Annotated in this window: 14 protein-coding genes and 3 rRNA genes; 9 read left to right on the forward strand and 8 right to left on the reverse strand. The window is 60.9% G+C overall.

The features are described from left to right. Positions 1-72: 72 nt before the first annotated feature. Complete coding sequence (locus CXR25_RS17760; RefSeq protein WP_009882211.1) at positions 73-336, reverse strand: hypothetical protein; 264 nt, start codon at positions 334-336, stop codon at positions 73-75. A gap of 141 nt (positions 337-477) precedes the next feature. On the opposite strand from CXR25_RS17760, the gene CXR25_RS17765 reads away from it, so the two are divergent. From CXR25_RS17765 to CXR25_RS17775, 3 genes are read left to right on the forward strand one after another with little or no spacing between them, the layout of a single operon-like run. After that, positions 478-1,155, forward strand: coding sequence for a hypothetical protein (locus CXR25_RS17765; protein ID WP_240517934.1), 678 nt, complete (start codon positions 478-480; stop codon positions 1,153-1,155). After that, positions 1,155-2,171: a response regulator transcription factor gene (locus CXR25_RS19165; protein ID WP_009882209.1), complete on the forward strand. Its 1,017-nt coding sequence runs from the start codon at positions 1,155-1,157 to the stop codon at positions 2,169-2,171. Before CXR25_RS17765 ends, CXR25_RS19165 begins: the two co-directional genes overlap by 1 nt. Before the next feature lie 4 nt (positions 2,172-2,175). Next, positions 2,176-3,456, forward strand: coding sequence for a sensor histidine kinase (locus CXR25_RS17775; RefSeq protein WP_096146097.1), 1,281 nt, complete (start codon positions 2,176-2,178; stop codon positions 3,454-3,456). A 68-nt stretch (positions 3,457-3,524) separates the two neighbouring features. On the opposite strand, the gene CXR25_RS17780 is transcribed toward CXR25_RS17775, so the two are convergent. Next, positions 3,525-4,028, reverse strand: a complete 504-nt coding sequence (locus CXR25_RS17780) for a DUF1990 family protein (RefSeq protein WP_009882207.1) — start codon at positions 4,026-4,028, stop codon at positions 3,525-3,527. 154 nt (positions 4,029-4,182) lie between these two features. Between CXR25_RS17780 and CXR25_RS17785 the strand changes: the two genes are divergently transcribed. Continuing rightward, on the forward strand, positions 4,183-4,635 hold the full coding sequence (locus CXR25_RS17785; protein ID WP_009882206.1) for a MaoC family dehydratase: 453 nt from the start codon (positions 4,183-4,185) through the stop codon (positions 4,633-4,635). A 50-nt stretch (positions 4,636-4,685) separates the two neighbouring features. Here CXR25_RS17785 and otsB read toward each other — a convergent pair whose 3' ends face one another. Both otsB and CXR25_RS17795 read right to left on the reverse strand, forming a co-directional pair. Next, positions 4,686-7,331 carry a trehalose-phosphatase gene (gene otsB, locus CXR25_RS17790; RefSeq protein WP_101597960.1) on the reverse strand — a complete coding sequence of 882 codons (2,646 nt, stop codon included), beginning with the start codon at positions 7,329-7,331 and terminating at the stop codon, positions 4,686-4,688. A 105-nt stretch (positions 7,332-7,436) separates the two neighbouring features. Next, the gene (locus tag CXR25_RS17795; protein ID WP_009882204.1) at positions 7,437-8,180 is read right to left on the reverse strand and encodes an HdeD family acid-resistance protein; all 744 of its coding nucleotides are present in this window, start codon (positions 8,178-8,180) and stop codon (positions 7,437-7,439) included. A gap of 103 nt (positions 8,181-8,283) precedes the next feature. Here CXR25_RS17795 and CXR25_RS17800 point away from each other — a divergent pair, with 103 nt between their 5' ends. From CXR25_RS17800 to CXR25_RS17815, 4 genes are all read left to right on the forward strand, one after another. Next, positions 8,284-8,862, forward strand: coding sequence for an ArsR/SmtB family transcription factor (locus CXR25_RS17800; RefSeq protein WP_164513855.1), 579 nt, complete (start codon positions 8,284-8,286; stop codon positions 8,860-8,862). Between the two features lie 29 nt (positions 8,863-8,891). Further along, a complete protein-coding gene (locus CXR25_RS17805) occupies positions 8,892-10,067 on the forward strand; it encodes a serine hydrolase domain-containing protein (protein WP_101597961.1) in 1,176 nt (391 codons plus the stop codon). After that, positions 10,064-10,441, forward strand: a complete 378-nt coding sequence (locus CXR25_RS17810; RefSeq protein ID WP_101597962.1) for a hypothetical protein — start codon at positions 10,064-10,066, stop codon at positions 10,439-10,441. The genes CXR25_RS17805 and CXR25_RS17810 overlap by 4 nt, the downstream gene beginning before the upstream one ends. Before the next feature lie 88 nt (positions 10,442-10,529). Further along, positions 10,530-10,802 (forward strand): hypothetical protein, encoded by a 273-nt coding sequence (locus tag CXR25_RS17815; protein WP_125178470.1) that lies wholly within the window; start codon positions 10,530-10,532, stop codon positions 10,800-10,802. A 97-nt stretch (positions 10,803-10,899) separates the two neighbouring features. Here CXR25_RS17815 and CXR25_RS17820 read toward each other — a convergent pair whose 3' ends face one another. The 4 genes from CXR25_RS17820 to CXR25_RS17835 all read right to left on the reverse strand — a co-directional run bounded on the left by CXR25_RS17820 (position 10,900) and on the right by CXR25_RS17835 (position 16,965). Then, the gene (locus tag CXR25_RS17820; RefSeq protein WP_205676721.1) at positions 10,900-11,328 is read right to left on the reverse strand and encodes a Rieske (2Fe-2S) protein; all 429 of its coding nucleotides are present in this window, start codon (positions 11,326-11,328) and stop codon (positions 10,900-10,902) included. A gap of 304 nt (positions 11,329-11,632) precedes the next feature. Continuing rightward, positions 11,633-11,751 (reverse strand): 5S ribosomal RNA (rrf, locus tag CXR25_RS17825). 157 nt (positions 11,752-11,908) lie between these two features. Next, positions 11,909-15,021: ribosomal RNA gene (locus CXR25_RS17830) — 23S ribosomal RNA — on the reverse strand. A 410-nt stretch (positions 15,022-15,431) separates the two neighbouring features. Further along, positions 15,432-16,965: ribosomal RNA gene (locus CXR25_RS17835) — 16S ribosomal RNA — on the reverse strand. The 16S, 23S and 5S rRNA genes sit together here, the layout of an rRNA operon. Before the next feature lie 743 nt (positions 16,966-17,708). Between CXR25_RS17835 and recQ the strand changes: the two genes are divergently transcribed. Further along, the gene (gene recQ, locus CXR25_RS17840; RefSeq protein ID WP_069601107.1) at positions 17,709-19,544 is read left to right on the forward strand and encodes a DNA helicase RecQ; all 1,836 of its coding nucleotides are present in this window, start codon (positions 17,709-17,711) and stop codon (positions 19,542-19,544) included. Positions 19,545-19,571 lie beyond the last annotated feature (27 nt).

The following is a 19,571-nucleotide window of genomic DNA, read 5'->3' on the forward strand; positions in this document are numbered from 1 at the left end:
GTCTCAGCTTCCGGAGGACTCCGCCGTCGGGGCGGGGCTCAGCTTCCGGAGATCACGTGAGGGTCGATCAGCTCATTTGAGGATCGGGTAGGTCTGATCCTCATTCTGCGTGTCATTGCGCATCACCCAGTTGAGCAGGCAGGCCATGGCACTGACCAGGACGAATGCGGCACCGCCATAGATGAAGGCGAATCCGAATGCGGTCCCGTCCTGCCACGCACGGGTGACGATGATCGACAGGACCAGAACGACGACGCCGCAGACGAGCCCCACTTTGAGCGCATCCTTGTAGGACACGGTGCTGGTGGACTTCTTCTCAGACTTCGATGGTGCCATGTCCCCAGGATACCGGCCCCAGCTGAGAATCGGGCCACCGAGGTCCCCCGGCACCGGATCGGCAGGAGACAGGAGCGTTCCTGAATCGCCGGAATCGTGGTGCGGGTGGACTACCTGGGCAGAACACGCAAAAATGTCTACGTGCCCATCCCCTTTCGCCGCCCCTCCGCTGAGGCCGCGCGCTCGTTGAACTTCACCCAGGTCACCCCTGGTCAGAAGTCGCGCCCGCGCACCGCAGTGAGGACATTGATCGCAACAACCCTTGCAACGATCACGTTGGCTGGTGTGGCTGCATGCGGTCCGGACAAGGGTCTGCGGGTGGAACCCGAGGGTGAGACGTCTCCCACCCAGTTCGAACCGGGGAACTCGGATGCCGGCCCGCCCAACAAGCCGTTCTCCCTCACGGAGATCCGCAAGACCATCGTGGAGGCCTCGGGAATCGCAGTCACCGGAAGGGCGACAGAGTCCGCGCAGGTCATCGACGACTGCGAGGAATGCCTCACATTCGGGAAACCGTTCCTCAGCGGCGACAAGAAGTTCCAAGTCGTCACTGTGGCCAACCCGAAGCAGAAGAGCGAGGACATTGCCGGCGCCGTCATCAGTGAGAAGGACGGCAAACCACGCCTTGAACTCATCGCCACCGGTAACCAGATGAAACTCAACCCAGGCAAGAATGGGACACTGGTGGTGCAGGAGGCGATGTATGCCGACGGCGACGATGCCGGCTACCCTTCGGGTTGGTCGGTGCAGGTGTTCCGCCTGCATGAAGGTAGGTTTGAACCGGGTCAACGCTTCACGCGGCTAAATGGAGAAACGTAATGCATATTGTTCTGGTTGAGGATGACGAGGTCATCCGGGAAACGACCCAGATCGGCCTGGAACGGTTCGATTACACGGTGTCGGCATTTGCCGACGGACGTGAGGGATACGAGTTCGTCGCTGCACATGGTGCCGACGTTCTGCTTCTCGACCTCATGCTGCCCACCATGAACGGCGCATCGATCTGCCGGGCTGTGCGTGAGCGCTCCACCATTCCCATCATCATCATCTCCGCACGCTCGGATGCGATCGACATCGTCCAGGCGCTCGAGGCCGGAGCCGACGACTACCTCACCAAACCCTTCGACATGCAGGTGCTCAACGCCCGCATCCGCGCCGTCGTTCGCCGCTTCATCACCACCGGCACCGACAAACTCGGCTACTCCCCGACGACCGAGATGGGCGAGGAGCACGAAACCGTGATCGGCCCCGGCGGCATGATCACCGGAGACGGCATCCCCGAGGTGCTCGGAGCCAGCCCCGGCATGGACACTCGCGAACGACTCAAGGCTCAGCTCGAGTCCGACGACACGTACTTGGGTGCGGGCGGAAAATTCACCTCGGCGGATATGAACGCCGGTGGAGACGAGCAGATGATCGGCGGCGACGTCTCCGTTCCTCCTCGCCCAGACGGCTCACCGGCCATGCAGTCCGGGTCAGGCCAGGGCGGCTACATGGGTGCGAGCCAGCCCCAATCCGGAGGCACCGACTCCGATGGCGAGCTCGGACCGTTCCGCACTCGCCTGGGTTCGCTGGTCCTCGACACCGGTCGCCTGACCGTGGAGATCGACGGCGAAGAGGTTCACCTCACCCCCACCGAGCTGCGCGTCCTCCTGCTCCTGACCGAGCAGCCCGAACACGTCTATTCGCGTGAGAAGATCGCCTTCACCGTCTGGGGCTACGAATGGGCCGGCGACTCCCGTGTCGTCGACGTCCACATTCAGCGCCTGCGGAAGAAGATCGGCGCCAACATGATCGAGACCGTCCGCGGATTCGGATACCGCTTCGCGGGCTGATCGCATGTCACTGCGCTGGAAGATCTCCCTTCTCATCGTTGCCTCGGTCATCATCGCCGTGCTCTCCTGCTCGATCGTGCTGCGCCAATCCGCGGCCCGTGCCGAGGACGACCGGATGCGATCGACCGTGACCGAGCAGCTTGCGAACTCCGTCGCGATCTTCTCCGAGACCGGGGTGCTCACCCTCAACGCCCGCATCGATGACCCGGCACTGCCAAAGGATGCACGTGCCCAGGCGCTCAAGGGTCAGAGCGTGACGATGCGCTCCGAGGTCGATGGGGAGGAGATCGTGTGGGCGGCGGCTCCGATCGAGGTCGGCTCCTACACCGAGGTGATCTCCGTGCGTGCCTCGACCAAGGACAGTCAGGAGCTCATCGGCCGTATCGACCAGGCGCTGCTGGTGGGCATGATCGGCTCCGCGCTGGTCGTCGGCGGTGTCGGCTCCATTGTGGCCGGGCGCATCTCCCGCAGGCTGACTCTGGGTGCTCAGGCCGCACGGAAGATCGCGGCCGGGGACACGAGCATCAGAATCGCCGATGTCGTTGACGACACGGACCAGGAGGTCGCGGCCTTCGCCTCGGCGGTCGACACTGCTGTGACGCGCCTGACCGAACGCATCGACTCCGAACAGCGATTCACCGCTGACCTGGCCCACGAGATGCGGACCCCGCTGACAGGGCTGGTCAACGCGGCCAACCTGCTCGAAGAGGATTCGCGTCCCGCCGAACTCGTCAAGGACCGGGTCAAGCGCATGCAGGTGCTCGTTGAGGACCTCCTCGAGGTCTCCCGCCTCGATGCGGGGCGGGCGAACCCCGAGTTCACCCGCGTCAACATCGACCAGGCGATCCGATCGCTGCTGGGCACGATGACGGCCTCCGGTGCTCTGGCCGGCCACGACATCGACACACAGTTCGCGGCCCTGAACTCAACTCTGGTCACCGATGTCCGCCGCTTCGAACGCATCATCTCGAACCTGCTGGTCAACGCCATCAAACACGGTGCGGATCCGATCCGCCTGGAGACGAGCACCCGCAGCATCACGATCACCGACTCCGGCTCCGGCTACCCGCCCGACATCGTCAACACCGGCCCGACCCGCTTCGTCTCCGCCGGTGGCGGCGGTATGGGACTTGGCCTCGTGATCGCGCAGGGTCAGGCCCGTCTGCTGGGCATCCGACTCATCTTCAGCAACGACCCGATCACCGGCGGTGCCCGGACCGAGGCGATCTTCCCCGATCCCGAGGCTCAGGACCAGGCCCTCAAGCAGTACCTCGAAACCGCCTGAGCACCCAGCGGCAGTCGCAGTGCGCTGTCAGCTTCGCAGTGTGCCGTCAGCAGCGCTGTGTGCCGTCGTCAGCTGCGCAGTGCGCGAGCATATCGCCTGCGGTAGATGATCTGAGCGAGACGGACGAAGGGTTCGCCTAGGCGCCAGATCCCCATTCCCGCTCGTGAGACGGAACGCAGCACGAGGAAGACGCGGTCATCGGGAGTGCGGATGAGGATGAAGGATTCCTCGCCCGTGATCGGATGCCCGGGCTTCGTCCCATAGGTGAAGCCACGACGAGTCTCGGACTCGAAGACGGTGATGACTCGAGCCGGCTCCGGCAGGCGAAACGGCCCCAGCCGCACGAAGATCGTCGGCTCCTGGCCGGCCTCGACCCGTGGGATGTCATGGCCAGTCTGTGCAAGCCCGATGTCGAAGCCGCTGCGGATCTTCACCTCCCAGTGCAGGAGCTCTTCGGCACAGCGGTCAAAGGTGTCACGCCCGTGGCCGATGAAGAAGGCCGACTCGAAGTCCCGGTAGCCTGCCGGCCGATCGACCCAGCGAGGCGAGAGCGGCTGCGTCAGAGTGTCCATGCCACCAACCTAACCGAATCCCGGACACACCGGTGCCAAGTCTCCTGCGAACAAGTAAGGTGCCAAGTACCGACATCCGCTCAATCGAATGTCCGCTAAGAAAACGCTTGACACCCACCACGTACGACAGTCACGGATCAAAGGAGAACCAAGAATGCGCACACTCAATGGAATCGATGAGATCACTTCGCTCGTCGGCACCGAGCTGGGCTCGTCCGAGTGGACGACGATCGACCAGGACGCGATCAACACCTTCGCCGATGTCACCGACGATCACCAGTGGATCCACATCGACGAGGAGCGCGCGGCAGAAGGCCCCTACGGAGCGACGATCGTCCACGGCTTCTTCACCTTGTCTCTGATCCCGAAGTTCTCCAGCGAGATCTTCACCATCGAAGGTGTGTCCATCCGCGTCAACTACGGGCTGAACAAGGTCCGCTTCGCACAGCCCGTGCCGGTGGGTTCGCGCCTGCGCGGCACCGTCAGCGTCAACGAGGTCATCCCCGGGGACAAGGGCACCCAGGTCATCCTCAAACACGTCATCGAGATCGAAGGCCAGGAACGACCGGCATGCATCGCCGAGGTGGTCACCCTCCTCGTCGAGTGACCTGACCTCCACAGCACAATGGCGCCCACCGCCCCAGCTGACACTGACGCTCAGCTGGGGCGGAACTCGTCGAGCATCTGCGCGACGCGGATGTAGCCGAGGTGCGAATATGCCTGGGGATGGTTGCCCAGGTGCATCTCCGCGACCGGGTCGTACTCCTCGGCCAGCAGCCCGGTCGGCCCCAGCAGGTTGTCCACCTGCCGGAACAGGTCCCAGGCATCGTCGATGCGTCCGACCTTGATGAAGGCTTCGACGAGCCAGGTCGTGCAGATGTGGAATCCGCCCTCAAGGCCGGGCAACCCGTCGTCGTAGCGGTAGCGGAAGACCGTCGGTCCCACCCGCAGTTCACGTTCGATGGCGTCGACTGTCGAGATGAAGCGCGGATCATCGGCGGGCAGCAGACCCGAGAGTCCCACGAACAGGCACGCCGAGTCGAGATCGGTCTCGCCGTAGGCAACGGTGAAGGCCCCGACCTCCTCGTTGTACCCGTTCTCGAGCACATCGTGGGCGATCTCCTCGCGCAGCTGCCGCCAGGCCCCGGGGAGTTCACGACCGAAGCGTTCGGCGATCTGCAGCGCCCGATCGACCGTCACCCAGCACATCACACGCGTGTAGACGTTGTGCTTGGGCGGCCGCCTGGCCTCCCAGATGCCGTGATCGGCCTCGAACCACCGCTTGCTCACGGCCTCGACCATCTGGCAGGTCAGTCGCCAATAGGAATCCGGAAGATCGCCGAGGTGCTCGCTGAGCTCGTTGAGGAGCTCGGTGACCGGCCCGAAGACGTCGAGCTGAACCTGATGTTCGGCCGCGTTGCCCACTCGCACCGGCCGGGATCCCGCGTATCCGGGCAGATGGGCCAGCACCGCCTCGGTGGTCAGGGCGGAGCCGTCGACGGCGTAGAGCGGGTGGAGCTGTTCAGGAGACACAGTGCGGGCCAGGATTCCCGTGAGCCAGGACAGGAAACCTTCGGCCTCACCGGTCGATCCCAGCGCAAGCAGGGCGCGCACGGTCATCGAACCGTCGCGCAGCCAGGTGTAGCGGTAGTCCCAGTTGCGCACGCCGCCGATGCCCTCCGGCAGGGAGGTCGTGGGTGCGGCGAGGACTCCCCCGGTCGGTTCGTGACAGAGGGCGCGCAGGGTGATGGCCGAGCGGATGACCTCTTCGCGGTGGTGGCCGGGGATGTTGAGCGTATCGACCCAGTTGGTCCAGAAGTTCAGGGCGCGTTCGCGCACATGGTGCTCTCCGCCGGTGGCCATGTACCTCGCGTCACCGGTTCCGGTGCCGCAGGCCAAGACCAGCACGACGATCCCTCCGGGTTGCTGCGAAGGCACAACGACCGCCTCGGCGGTGTGAGACTGCCCGACATCGCTGATCTCGAAGTCGATGCCCGGTGCGATCAGGGAGATGGGCTCGGAGGTCCCCAGCACCTGCACTCCGTCGTCGGTGCGCACCATCTGCGTCGGCACGGTCGCATAGTCGAGGCGTGGGGCGAAGCGGATCCGGGCCGAGGTGTCGCCGGTGAGCACGCGCACGACGATGGTGTCATCACTGTTGGCATCGACCGGGGCGAGGTAGTCGAGGCAGCTGAGCCCCGGCCACCGGGTCTCCAGCAACGTCGAGTGGGTGATGTAGCGCTGCGTCAAGGGCGCGGTTCCGGCCTCTGTTTCGACAGCGAAGAACCCGGCCGCCTCAGCGCCGAGGATCTCGGAGAACATCGATGAGGAGTGCGGCAGCGGGTGCGGCATCCAGCAGATGCGGCCGCCCGGGTCCACGAGCGCCGTCGACTGCCCATTGCCCAGCAGGCTGTGCCGATGGATCGGGGTCGCGCGCCTGCCGAAGAGCCAGGATTTGCGCAGCTCGTAGATCGCAGCGAGGACGACAGAGACCTCGGCCGGTGAGCTGATCCGGTAGTCGGCGTGGGTATCGCCGGGTTCACGGCCGACCTTGAGCCCCAGATCCTGGTCCCCGAGTGTTTCGAGTGCGAATTCGTCTGCGGTGTCGTCGCCGATGAACACGACCACCTCGGCGCCGGTCTGCTGCCGCAGGCGCTGCAGAGCCTCGGCCTTGGACGAGGGGACGACCGAGAGGTCGATGACCTGCTTGCCCCGAGTCGGGAAGATCACGTGGGCCTCGACCAAGTCGTTGACCGCGTCTTCGACCTCCTGACGTTCGGACTCGTCGAGTCCGCGCAGGTGCACGGCGGCGCCGGTGGTCTTGTGTTCGATGATCGTGGTCGGCAGGGTCTGGAAGACGTCTCGCCGGAGTCCGTCTAAGGCGGTGCGCTGCTCCTCGTCGAGGGTGTCGATGGCGACCGTGTCCGTCTCTCCACCATGGGAGCCGAAGAGGTGGACCTCCCGCGGCAGCCGTGACATGGCCGCGAGGTCGCGCAGGCTGCGCCCGGAGATCACCCCCGCCGAGGTGGTCGGAAGCAGAGCGAGCGCGCGCAGTGAGTCGACCGAGGAGTCCAGCGGGAACGCCTGACCTGGCAGGTCGACGATCGGTGCGATGGTGCCGTCGTAGTCTGTGGCGATGAGAAGCGAGGAGGAACGAGAGACCTCGAAGAGGCGGCGGAAGAGTTCCGGGGAGAGTTCGCGGCTGGCCTCGGCCAGGTCACCCAGGAGGCCGGATGAGCTGACGGAGGCGGCTATCGGAGTCAGCGGAGAAAGATTCTCGTAGTCATGCTCGACGGTACTCATCTCACCTCGGTCTTCTCGAGTTCGGCTGTGGTCCTCATGTGATGGACCGTGCTGGCAGTGCAGGGCGTGGCGAGCATGCAGGCTGCTCCGAGTCCACGGCCCGGGTCAGTTCTTGGTCTCGGGCCGGTTCTGATCGTCTGGATCCTCGGGAGCTTTGAGATCCTCGGTCGTGTTCAGTTCATCGAAAGAGTCTGAGGTTACGTAGTCGGCGTCGGCTGCCCCTACCTGACCGGCCGCAACCTGCTTGGCCTTGCTGATGCGCGAGTAGCCGCCGATGATGAAGATGACTCCGGCGATGAGCGTGGCCACGCCGGTGAACCCGAGGATCCACAGTGCACCGAAGCCGTCGCCGAACATGAGGATCACGCCGAGCAGCACGTGGCAGGCCGCGGCGATGAGGAAGTCCGATGCCATGGGGTGAGACTTGAGCTGGCGGTAGTTCCACAGTTCGAGGAGACCGTGCAGCAGTGCCCAGATGCTCATGGCTGCGCGCAGTTCCGCCGGCTGCTCGGCGAGGAACAGGAACACGATCGCGGGGACCGTGATGATCGCCTGGCCGTAGACCGCGGTGCGCACGTTCAGCGGCGAACGCAGTCCCTGGTAGACGAGCACCAGCGCGAACAGCACCAGGTAGCTGATGGAGAGGATGTCGACGATGTCGACGCCCATCGACAGGTGCTTGGGGCTGGCGGCATCGCGTGGCCAGAAGACCGTCGCGAAGCCGAAGGCGACGCCGAGGATTCCGCGGACGACCATCGGAGCACCGAGTGCCTTCGACTCGGAGATGGCCTGAGGCAATGCCTCGGGTCGCGGTTGCGTGGACTCGGTGCGCGGTTCGTCGGTACTCATCACGACACCAGTTTAGGTCTCTCACCTGAGTCTGTCTGGTGTTGGCCTGGACACAACCTCCTCATGTATTTACGTAATTACGTACTTTGTGTATTCTGGGCTTATGAGTTCGTCGTCGAAGGGTCAATCCGCACGCACGGTCGAGGAGCGCGTGGCCGAGCTCGAGCGCAAGATCGCCGAGCTGGAGAATGCCGTTCCCACGACTGCACCGGCCGCCGAGGCTGAGTCCGATCGGGCGCCGAATGGCACGAAGAGCACGAACCCGACCGCTGATGACGACACCTTCTGGGCGCTGAACGGCCTCATCGATCGAGCGGGAGACGAGGGTGGAGTCGTCTACACCGGACATACCACTCCCCCGGGTGGGGAATCTCCGGTGTCCTGGCAGATGGGGCTGCCGTCGGCAGCGATCAATGACCTCAATTTCGCCGAGGCTGCCCCCGCCCTGGCAGCACTGGGCCACCCGGTCCGCCTCGAACTCCTGCAGGCCATCTATGAGGGGACGACTACCGTCGCCCAGCTCGGCGAGGACGAGCGATTCGGCACGACCGGCCAGATCTACCACCACATCCACGCCCTGGCCGGGGCAGGCTGGCTCGAGAACTCGCGCCGAGGCCACTGGCGCGTACCTGGCCAGAAGATCGTTCCCCTCCTCACCCTCATCCTCATCGGCACTCACTGACACTCACTGACACTCACTCAGGAGCCCCCATGAACACCGCTTCCGCCGCCGCGAACTCCAACAATCCTCGTCCACGCTCGGCCTCAGAAGAGCCGCGGGCTCAGCGGACATGGATCGCGGTGCTCGCTGCCGCGATCGCGGGTGTCCTGCTTCTGCTCATCACTCCGTTTCCACGTGGGTTCCAGGGCGAGACCACTGGCGATGCCGCACTGGTCAGTCAGGTCGAGAACGCCCTCGATAGCGGGCACTGGCACCATGTGGCAGCCGCGAAGATTCATGGCGATGACGTCACCTGGGGAGGAGTCGGTGCCGACGACGATTCGGAGTTCGAAATCGGATCGATCACGAAGACCATCACCGCGGCGCTCTTCGCCGATGCGATCGAACGCGGAGAGATCGACGAGGAGACCAACCTCGGCGAGGTCTGGCCCGAACTCGACGGTGAGGTCGCCGAGGTGACTCTGGCATCGATCGCCACGCAGCGCTCAGGACTGCCCGCTCAGGAACCGTCATTGAGTTTCGGTGATGGCCTGGCGACATTCCTATCGAGCTATATCCACACCGACCCTTATCGCGGGACTGCGACGGACCTCGTCGACTCGTTCAAGGACGTCGACGTGGGTGAGCAGGAGCCGGAGTACTCGAACTTCGCATTCGGGATCCTCGGACAAGCACTCGCGACGGTCACGGACTCCAGCTACGGCGATCTCGTCAGGGACCGGATTACGGAGCCCTTGGGAATGACGGACACCTACGTGCCCGGATCGGCGGAGGGACTCTCGCATGGCTACACGGCGTCCGGATTGCCTGCAGCGCCATTGACGCTGGGCGGGACTGCGCCCTCGGGTGCCATCAGATCAACTGCCCACGACATGAGCATCTGGCTGCGTGCGACGATGGACGGATCGGCCCCCGGCGCGACGTCAATCCAACCGCGTGAGGATTACAACGAATCGGATCGAATCGGCTGGGCGTGGCTCACCACGAAGGATCGCAGTCCCAATCTCACCTGGCATAACGGCGGTACCGGCGGGTACCGCTCGTTCCTTGGTTTCGATCCGAAGACTTCGCAGGGGATCATCGTCCTCGCCGACTCGGCAATCTCCGTTGACGATGCCGCCGACGTGATCTCAACAAGTGAAGCCTCGGTGGCGACCCGGCACTCTGCGCAGGTGCACGGCGATCAGGCAGGAGCGCACTCATGAATCCAGTACTCTTCTCTCAGATCGCGTGTGCGATCGTCATCGTCTGGGGTGCCTTCTCTGCGATCAAAGCATCTCGAGCTCCCACCAGGACCGTGCTGCTGAGCAATCTCCTCGTTGCTCTCGCCATGCTTCTGCTTGTCCGATTGATTGCAGACTACGGTGGTTGGACATCTTGGTTCATCTACGTCTGGATGCTCTGCCTCGGCGGGTACGTCTTCGGCGTGTATCTGGCAGCGAGGGCTTGGTCGCAACTTCCCTGGGTCGCCAATGGTGCAGCGGCCAAACGGTCAGAGGTGACCAGCCTCGGAGTATCGAGCGTAATGACGGCGGCTGCTGCGGGTGCGCTGGTGATTCCCGGGTTCATGCTGGGTTAAGACTGCCGATGGCACGCGACGGTCGCATTTCACCTGAGCTTCATGTGTCGGCGACCTACGGGAGCTGGCATCGAACTAGTTTCGTTGTATGAGCCCATTGCCTAAAGAAGGTCGTCGTCTCCCGCGATTGTGGATATACGCCGCCATCGGCGCCGTCATCGGTGTTATCGCGGGACTGACCACAGAGCCTGGGTTGGTGATCCCGTTCGCCATCTTCGGCTTCGCCATGGGGATGGGGATCTATTGGATCCTGCGTGGCGACGGTCCGGCCGAGCCACGGACCACCGACACCACTCGCGGAAGCAACGGCGAGGGCGAGGGCGAGGACAACGCAAACCGAGACGGCAACGGCAACGAATAGAACCGTCAATCGAGGGCATGCTCAAGTACAGCCTGCCGGTCGACTATTTTCCTCCACGTGCAGCCAAACGACTGGTTGCTGCGACCGACCTGAGACGTCAGGAGGATCCTGAGATCGTCAACGTCCCGTCAGAGTCGGTGACAGAAAATTTCGGCAATGGATCGGTCGCAGGGCCAGCGAGGACCTCACCGGTGGACGTCGAGAACTGTGAAGAATGGCAGGGGCAGGTGATCTTGTCTTCGGTGATCATACGGACCTGGCAGCCCTGATGAGTGCAGACAGAGGAGAACGCGTGGAACTCACCTTCCTTCGGCTGGGTGACCACATACGTTTCGTCAATGACGGTTCCAGAACCGATGGGAACGTCTCCCGCTGCGACGCTGGCATCTTCTGCTGAACCACTTGTCGGTGCCTCGGACGAGTCCTCGGACCCGCACGCCGAGGTCAACGCCACCGACGAACCGACGACAGCTGCGGAGCCGACCATGCCGGCGGATTTCATGATCGTGCGTCTGTTGGTTTCCACTGTGCTCCTCAGCCTCCTGTGCATACGTGAACAGTGCAGAATCCGTAGGACTGTTCGGCTTCCAGGGTAACGCGAAGCACTGACTCTCCTATATCCATTCACTCAGAGTCAGCCTGTCCCGTGGGACGTCGCCAGCAGCGATGCCGGGTCCGGCAGCAACGCCCGATCAACGGAATATCTCACGGTCGTGAATGCAAAAAGTGGTGGTGCGGACCCCACCCCGTCAAAAGGGCCGAAATCCACACCACCACAAACAAGTGAAGGCCACCCCCAAAAAGGGAGTCGCCTTCACTCTTAAAGAATATTGCGGCAGTCACCTACTCTCCCACAACCACCAAGTTGCAGTACCATCAGCGCGAATGGGCTTAGCTACCGGGATCGGAACGGTTAACCGGGCGTTTCCCCACCACTATCACCACCGCAAAACCAACAAACCACCACCACCCGAGTAATCACACCTCAAGAGTGTAGTAGCGGTCCAAGAACCGTACAGCGAACGCGAACACCACACACAATGTGACTCGTTAATATCTCGTAAAACCCATAGCGTGAAACACGCACACACCAACCAAACAAATGGGTTGATGAGTGATCGGCGTATTAGTACCAGTCAACTCCACACCTCACAGTGCTTCCATACCCGGCCTATCAAACCCATAATCTATAGGACACCTCACCCCAACTTAATGGGTTGGAAATCTCATCTCGAAGCAGGCTTCCCGCTTAGATGCTTTCAGCGGTTATCCTTCCCGAACGTAGCCAACCAGCCATGCACCTGGCGGTACAACTGGCACACCAGAGGTTCGTCCGTCCCGGTCCTCTCGTACTAAGGACAGGCCTCCACAAATTTCCTACGCACGCAGCGGATAGGGACCGAACTGTCTCACGACGTTCTAAACCCAGCTCGCGTACCGCTTTAATGGGCGAACAGCCCAACCCTTGGGACCGACTACAGCCCCAGGATGCGACGAGCCGACATCGAGGTGCCAAACCATGCCGTCGATATGGACTCTTGGGCAAGATCAGCCTGTTATCCCCGAGGTACCTTTTATCCGTTGAGCGACCACGCTTCCACAAGCCATGGCCGGGTCACTAGTCCCAGCTTTCGCTCCTGCTCGACACGTCCGTCTCACAGTCAAGCTCCCTTGTGCACTTACACTCGACACCTGATTGCCAACCAGGCTGAGGGAACCTTTGGGCGCCTCCGTTACTCTTTAGGAGGCAACCGCCCCAGTTAAACTACCCATCAGGCACTGTCCCTGAACCCGATCAGGGTCCGAAGTTAAGAAATCCAGAATAGTCAGAGTGGTATTTCACTTGACGACTCCACCACCACTAGCGTGATAGTTTCACAGTCTCCCACCTATCCTACACAAACCACACCGAATCCCAATACCAAACTATAGTGAAGGTCTCGGGGTCTTTCCGTCCTGCTGCGCGTAACGAGCATCTTTACTCGTAATGCAATTTCGCCGAGTTCGTGGTTGAGACAGCAGAGAAGTCGTTACGCCATTCGTGCAGGTCGGAACTTACCCGACAAGGAATTTCGCTACCTTAGGATGGTTATAGTTACCACCGCCGTTTACTGGGGCTTAAATTCTCCGCTTCACCCTTACGGGTTAACGAGTCCTCTTAACCTTCCAGCACCGGGCAGGCGTCAGTCCGTATACATCGACTTACATCTTCGCACGGACCTGTGTTTTTAATAAACAGTCGCTTCTCTCTGGCCTCTGCGACCACCACCAGCACATCACAACGCTTGGTTGCTTCACCGGGATGGTCCCCCTTCTCCCGAAGTTACGGGGGCATTTTGCCGAGTTCCTTAACCACGATTCTCTCGATCACCTTAGTATTCTCTACCTGACCACCTGTGTCGGTTATAGGGTACGGGCAACACACAACCTCACGCCGATGCTTTTCTCGGCAGCATAGGATCACCAGATCACCCCACCAAAATGGGGCGCCCATCAGCTCTCACACTCAATGTGGGGACGGATTTACCTACCCCCACGTGCTACGACCTTAGACCACGACTACCATCGCGTGGCCTGGCTACCTTCCTGCGTCACACCTCGCGCTTACCGACTCCACACTCAGGTCCCACAGAATCCTTCAACCAGACACCCGAAGGCATCACGGAAGAACACCGAGGTTAGTATCGTGTGTTTTGGTATTGACGGTTATGCGTCGGTACCAGAATATCAACTGGTTGTCCATCGACTACGCCTGTCGGCCTCGCCTTAGGTCCCGACTTACCCAGGGCGGATTAGCCTAGCCCTGGAACCCTTGGTCATCCGGTGGACGGGTTTCTCACCCGTCTTTCGCTACTCATGCCTGCATTCTCACTCGTACCGGCTCCACCACTCGTTCACACGGCGACTTCACTGCCAGCACGACGCTCCCCTACCCAACACCCCACCATTACGGCTATAAGGGGTGCTGCCACAACTTCGGCGGTGTACTTAGCCCCGCTACATTATCGGCGCTCAATCACTTGACCAGTGAGCTATTACGCACTCTTTCAAGGATGGCTGCTTCTAAGCCAACCTCCTGGTTGTCTTCGCAACTGAACATCCTTTCCCACTTAGCACACGCTTAGGGGCCTTAGTTGATGGTCTGGGCTGTTTCCCTCTCGACAATGAAGCTTATCCCCCACTGTCTCACTGCCACGCTGAACCTTACCGGCATTCGGAGTTTAGTTGACGTCAGTAACCCGGTGGGGCCCATCAGCCATCCAGTAGCTCTACCTCCGGCAAGAACCACGCAACGCTGCACCTAAATGCATTTCGGGGAGAACCAGCTATCACAGAGTTTGATTGGCCTTTCACCCCTAACCACAGGTCATCCCCTCCATTTTCAACTGAAGTGGGTGCGGGCCTCCACGCGCTCTTACACACGCTTCACCCTGCCCATGGCTAGATCACTCCGCTTCGGGTCTAGGACACGCGACTCAGACGCCCTATTCGGACTCGCTTTCGCTACGACTACCCCTCTCGGGTTAACCTCGCCACGCACCGCTAACTCGCAGGCTCATTCTTCAAAAGGCACGCCATCACCCCAACAAGGAGGCTCTGACGGATTGTAAGCACATGGTTTCAGGTACTATTTCACTCCCCTCCCGGGGTACTTTTCACCATTCCCTCACGGTACTATCCGCTATCGGTCATCAGGAAGTATTTAGCCTTACCAGGTGGTCCTGGCAGATTCACACGACATTCCACGAGTATCGTGCTACTCGGGCAAACACATATCGTCGGGGCCACATGTTTCGTCTACGGGACTCTCACCCACTCCGGTACTGTTTCCCACCAGCTTCGACTACACGCAGCACACATCAACGACTCGGTCATGCTGGACCGAACACGCATTCCCCACAACACCGCATACGCAACACCAGCACGTTTGACACGCACACGGTTTAGGCTGATCCAGTTTCGCTCGCCACTACTCCCGGAATCATGTTTTATTTTCTCTTCCTACGGGTACTGAGATGTTTCACTTCCCCGCGTTCCCTCCACACACCCTATATATTCAGATGCGGGTCACCACACTCTCATGTGGCGGGGTTTCCCCATTCGGACACCCTCGGATCACAGCCCGTTTATCGGCTCCCCGAGGCTTATCGCAGATTTCCACGTCCTTCATCGGCTCCTGATGCCAAGGCATCCACCATGCGCTCTTACACACTCATCACACCCAAAAAATTTGGTTGCAAAATGTGTGTGCGAAAATTTCACACTAAGATTTCACAAGAAAAATCACATTACATAACAACACAGGCATTGCCTGTGTTGTTGATGCTCGCGTCCACTATACGATTCTCAAACCACTACCAAACACCACCCACACCCACACAACCGAAGGCTGCTGGTCTGGACGGGTTGGTCCTGTTGGTTGAAACCACACCCAACCATTGCTGGTTGGTTTGTGATTCCAGGACCCAATAACGTGTCAGTTCTAGCCCACCATCATCACACCGTCGACAAGGCATGAACCTTAACGACGCTGTGCGGGTTGAGCGAAAATAATGATGTTCCACCCTTGAGCTCCCAACCGGCACCACGTACGGGTGACACGTTGGGGTTCTTATGTGTGCTCCTTAGAAAGGAGGTGATCCAGCCGCACCTTCCGGTACGGCTACCTTGTTACGACTTAGTCCCAATCACCAGTCCCACCTTAGACGGCCCCCTCCACAAGGGTTGGGCCACCGGCTTCGGGTGTTACCGACTTTCGTGACTTGACGGGCGGTGTGTACAAGGCCCGGGAACGTATTCACCGCAGCGTTGCTGATCTGCGATTACTAGCGACTCCGACTTCACGTAGTCGAATTGCAGACTACGATCCGAACTGAGACTGGCTTTAAGGGATTCGCTAAAACCTCGCGGTCTCGCATCTCTCTGTACCAGCCATTGTAGCATGCGTGAAGCCCAAGACATAAAGGGCATGATGATTTGACGTCATCCCCACCTTCCTCCGAGTTGACCCCGGCAGTCTCCTATGAGTTCCCACCATCACGTGCTGGCAACATAGAACGAGGGTTGCGCTCGTTGCGGGACTTAACCCAACATCTCACGACACGAGCTGACGACAACCATGCACCACCTGTACACCAACCCCAAAGGGGAGGAACTGTTTCCAGAACGGTCTGGTGTATGTCAAGCCTTGGTAAGGTTCTTCGCGTTGCATCGAATTAATCCGCATGCTCCGCCGCTTGTGCGGGCCCCCGTCAATTCCTTTGAGTTTTAGCCTTGCGACCGTACTCCCCAGGCGGGGCACTTAATGCGTTAGCTACGGCGCGGAGAACGTGGAATGTCCCCCACACCTAGTGCCCAACGTTTACGGCATGGACTACCAGGGTATCTAATCCTGTTCGCTCCCCATGCTTTCGCTCCTCAGTGTCAGTTACAGCCCAGAGTCCCGCCTTCGCCACCGGTGTTCCTCCTGATATCTGCGCATTTCACCGCTACACCAGGAATTCCAGACTCCCCTACTGCACTCTAGTCAGCCCGTACCCACTGCACGCGCAACGTTAAGCGTTGCGTTTCCACAGCAGACGTGACCAACCACCTACGAGCTCTTTACGCCCAATAATTCCGGACAACGCTTGTACCCTACGTATTACCGCGGCTGCTGGCACGTAGTTAGCCGGTACTTCTTCTGCAGGTACCGTCACCCCGAAAGGCTTCTTCCCTGCTGAAAGCGGTTTACAACCCGAAGGCCGTCATCCCGCACGCTGCGTCGCTGCATCAGGGTTTCCCCCATTGTGCAATATTCCCCACTGCTGCCTCCCGTAGGAGTCTGGGCCGTGTCTCAGTCCCAGTGTGGCCGGTCGCCCTCTCAGGCCGGCTACCCGTCGTCGTCTTGGTGAGCCATTACCTCACCAACAAACTGATAGGCCGCGAGCCCATCCCCAACCGAAAAAACTTTCCACCATCACTCATGCGAGTGATGGTCATATCCGGTATTAGACCCAGTTTCCCGGGCTTATCCCGAAGTCGGGGGCAGGTTACTCACGTGTTACTCACCCGTTCGCCACTCATCCACCCCGGTGCAAGCACCAGGGCTTCAGCGTTCGACTTGCATGTGTTAAGCACGCAGCCAGCGTTCGTCCTGAGCCAGGATCAAACTCTCCATAAAAAAATTATGTTACGAATGAATCCCAGCAAGACAGCCAACCAACGATCACGGGGTGACCGAGGCTGACCAATTAATCATGTCCACACATGCTGGCGTGACCACCCGGCGAAGGGTGACCACAAATATGTGAACATGTGATTGTCTTACCAGAAATACTTAATGTTTCTGGCATCACTATTTGTTCAAACAAACACGCTATTGGATTCTCAAACCACAAACACTCACCCATCACCACAACCCACAATTGGGGCGTGTTCACTGGGGGTGTCAGTTTCAATTGTTAGCTGCCACCAACATTTTCCGTGTGGACCAGACAAACTGTGTTTGTGCTGGTCACACCCGGTGAAAACTGTTCTCGAAGAGTTCGTTTTCTGCGGGGCAACGAGATACAACTCTAGACCAGGCCAGCCTCTGCGTGCAACTCGAAACCGGAAATCTGATCGTGACGCCCACCACACCCCTTGGATTGGCCGAAATTCCCCCGCCCGGACCCCTCTATTCCGCAGGGCTCCGGCCCTTGGATCCGCAGGCCGGTCTCGTTGCTAGACGTTGAACCCTCCGAGCCATAGGAGTTGCCCAGTATCCGGTGGCTCTGCCGGTGCGACCCTCTCGTTGTGGGACTGCCTCAGTGTGCCGCTGCGTCCCTCTTATTGCAGACCTCTCTGCACCGGCTCATGGCGCAACACTGTGCACTGGGCTAGGTAGGTTCGGCCAAGTCAGGGCCGTCCACTAGCCTTGGTCTCATGACTTCGGCTCCCACAACCTCTCCGCTCGACGTCCTCCATGATGTCTTCGGCTATGACGAATTCCGGGGCCAGCAGCAAGCGGTCGTCGATCAGATCGTCGGTGGTGGAGACGCGGTCGTCCTCATGCCCACCGGTGGAGGAAAGTCCCTCTGCTATCAGATTCCAAGTCTCGTCAGGCCCGGGACAGGCGTCGTCATCTCACCACTCATCGCGCTCATGGCCGATCAGGTCGCCGCACTGGAGAATCTGGGTGTCAGGGCGGCATACCTCAACTCGACACTCGACTTCGAGGAGGCGCAGAACGTCGAACGCGCACTCCTGGCCGGCGAGCTGGATCTGCTCTACCTGGCACCGGAGCGCCTAGTCCTGCCGCGCACAATGTCTCTGCTCGAACGAGCCCAGGTCGCACTGTTCGCGATCGATGAGGCTCACTGCGTATCTCAGTGGGGCCATGATTTCCGCAGCGACTACCTCGGCCTGGGAGTGCTGGCCGAACGCTTCCCCGATGTGCCGCGCATTGCGTTGACTGCCACGGCCACACCTGCCACCCACGCAGAGCTCACTGATCGTCTTCACCTCGGCGAGGCCCAGCATTTCGTCGCCAGCTTCGACCGGCCCAACATCACCTACCGCATCGAACCGAAGCAATCCGGTCGCTCCCAGCTCATCAGCTTCATCACCACAGAACACCCCGGCGACTCCGGCATCGTCTACTGCCTGTCCCGCCGCGGTGTCGAACAGCTCGCCGACGCTCTCGTGGCCCGGGGGATCAACGCTCTGCCCTATCACGCGGGCCTGCCCTCTGAAGTGCGTGCCGAGCACCAGGCACGGTTCCTCCGCGAGGACGGTCTGGTCATGGTCGCGACGATCGCCTTCGGCATGGGCATCGACAAACCCGATGTCCGCTTCGTCGCCCACCTCGACCTGCCGCGCAGTGTGGAGGGCTACTACCAGGAGACCGGCCGTGCCGGACGTGACGGACTGCCCGCTGACGCGTGGATGGTCTACGGCCTCGGCGATGTCGTCTCCCAACGTCGCCTCATCGAATCCGGAGACGGCGATCGAACCTACCAACGCCGAGCGATGTCGCACCTTGATTCGATGCTGGCTCTGTGCGAAACCGTCGACTGCCGACGCGTGCAGCTCCTGCGCTACTTCGATGAGGAATCCGAACCCTGCGGCAACTGCGACACCTGCATCACTCCCCCGGTGACCTGGGACGCAACAGTGGCCGTGCAGAAACTGCTGTCGGCAGTCATCCGCCTCGACCGAGAACGCGGCCAGAAATTCGGCTCTGGACAGGTCATCGATGTGCTGCGCGGCAACGACAATGAGCGGTCCCGCTCCGCCGACCATGAGAGCCTCAGTGTTTGGGGCGTCGGCAGCGATCTCAGTGAAACCCAATGGAAGACCGTGGTTCGCCAGGTTCTTGCCCGCGGTCTGCTCGAATCGCATGGCGACTACGGTGTCCTCGTCGTCGGCGAGGCCGCCGGACCCGTCCTGCGCAGCGAGGTCGAGATCTCACTGCGCGTGGATCCCGTGAAGAAATCCGGATCGAAGAAGGCAGCGGCCAAGCGCCGAGGTGGCCCCGAGGTCGAACTCGGCACCGCAGACACAGCCCTGTTCGAGGCTCTGCGTGCTTGGCGTGCCGAGCAGGCGAAGGAACAAGGGGTCCCCGCCTATGTCGTGTTCCCCGATGCCACCTTGTACGGAATCGTCGAGGCCAAACCGAGCACCATCGGCGAGCTGGGCCAGGTCAGTGGCGTGGGTCTGAAGAAGCTCGACCGCTATGGTCCCGGCGTCCTCGAGGTCCTTGAGTCCAGCGCCGCCTGAACTTGACCCACTGATCGTGGGCCCAGT

The organism is Brevibacterium aurantiacum, from assembly GCF_003932995.1.
GTDB classification, from domain to species: domain Bacteria; phylum Actinomycetota; class Actinomycetes; order Actinomycetales; family Brevibacteriaceae; genus Brevibacterium; species Brevibacterium aurantiacum.

Bases quoted from the DNA above. Each gene is read 5' to 3' on its own strand.
- CXR25_RS17760 (WP_009882211.1), bottom strand. From the start codon at position 336: ATGGCACCATCGAAGTCTGAGAAGAAGTCCACCAGCACCGTGTCCTAC.
- CXR25_RS19165 (WP_009882209.1), top strand. From the start codon at position 1,155: ATGCATATTGTTCTGGTTGAGGATGACGAGGTCATCCGGGAAACGACC.
- CXR25_RS17775 (WP_096146097.1), top strand. From the start codon at position 2,176: ATGTCACTGCGCTGGAAGATCTCCCTTCTCATCGTTGCCTCGGTCATC.
- CXR25_RS17780 (WP_009882207.1), bottom strand. From the start codon at position 4,028: ATGGACACTCTGACGCAGCCGCTCTCGCCTCGCTGGGTCGATCGGCCG.
- CXR25_RS17785 (WP_009882206.1), top strand. From the start codon at position 4,183: ATGCGCACACTCAATGGAATCGATGAGATCACTTCGCTCGTCGGCACC.
- otsB (WP_101597960.1), bottom strand. From the start codon at position 7,331: ATGAGTACCGTCGAGCATGACTACGAGAATCTTTCTCCGCTGACTCCG.
- CXR25_RS17795 (WP_009882204.1), bottom strand. From the start codon at position 8,180: ATGAGTACCGACGAACCGCGCACCGAGTCCACGCAACCGCGACCCGAG.
- CXR25_RS17800 (WP_164513855.1), top strand. From the start codon at position 8,284: ATGAGTTCGTCGTCGAAGGGTCAATCCGCACGCACGGTCGAGGAGCGC.
- CXR25_RS17805 (WP_101597961.1), top strand. From the start codon at position 8,892: ATGAACACCGCTTCCGCCGCCGCGAACTCCAACAATCCTCGTCCACGC.
- CXR25_RS17810 (WP_101597962.1), top strand. From the start codon at position 10,064: ATGAATCCAGTACTCTTCTCTCAGATCGCGTGTGCGATCGTCATCGTC.
- CXR25_RS17815 (WP_125178470.1), top strand. From the start codon at position 10,530: ATGAGCCCATTGCCTAAAGAAGGTCGTCGTCTCCCGCGATTGTGGATA.
- recQ (WP_069601107.1), top strand. From the start codon at position 17,709: ATGACTTCGGCTCCCACAACCTCTCCGCTCGACGTCCTCCATGATGTC.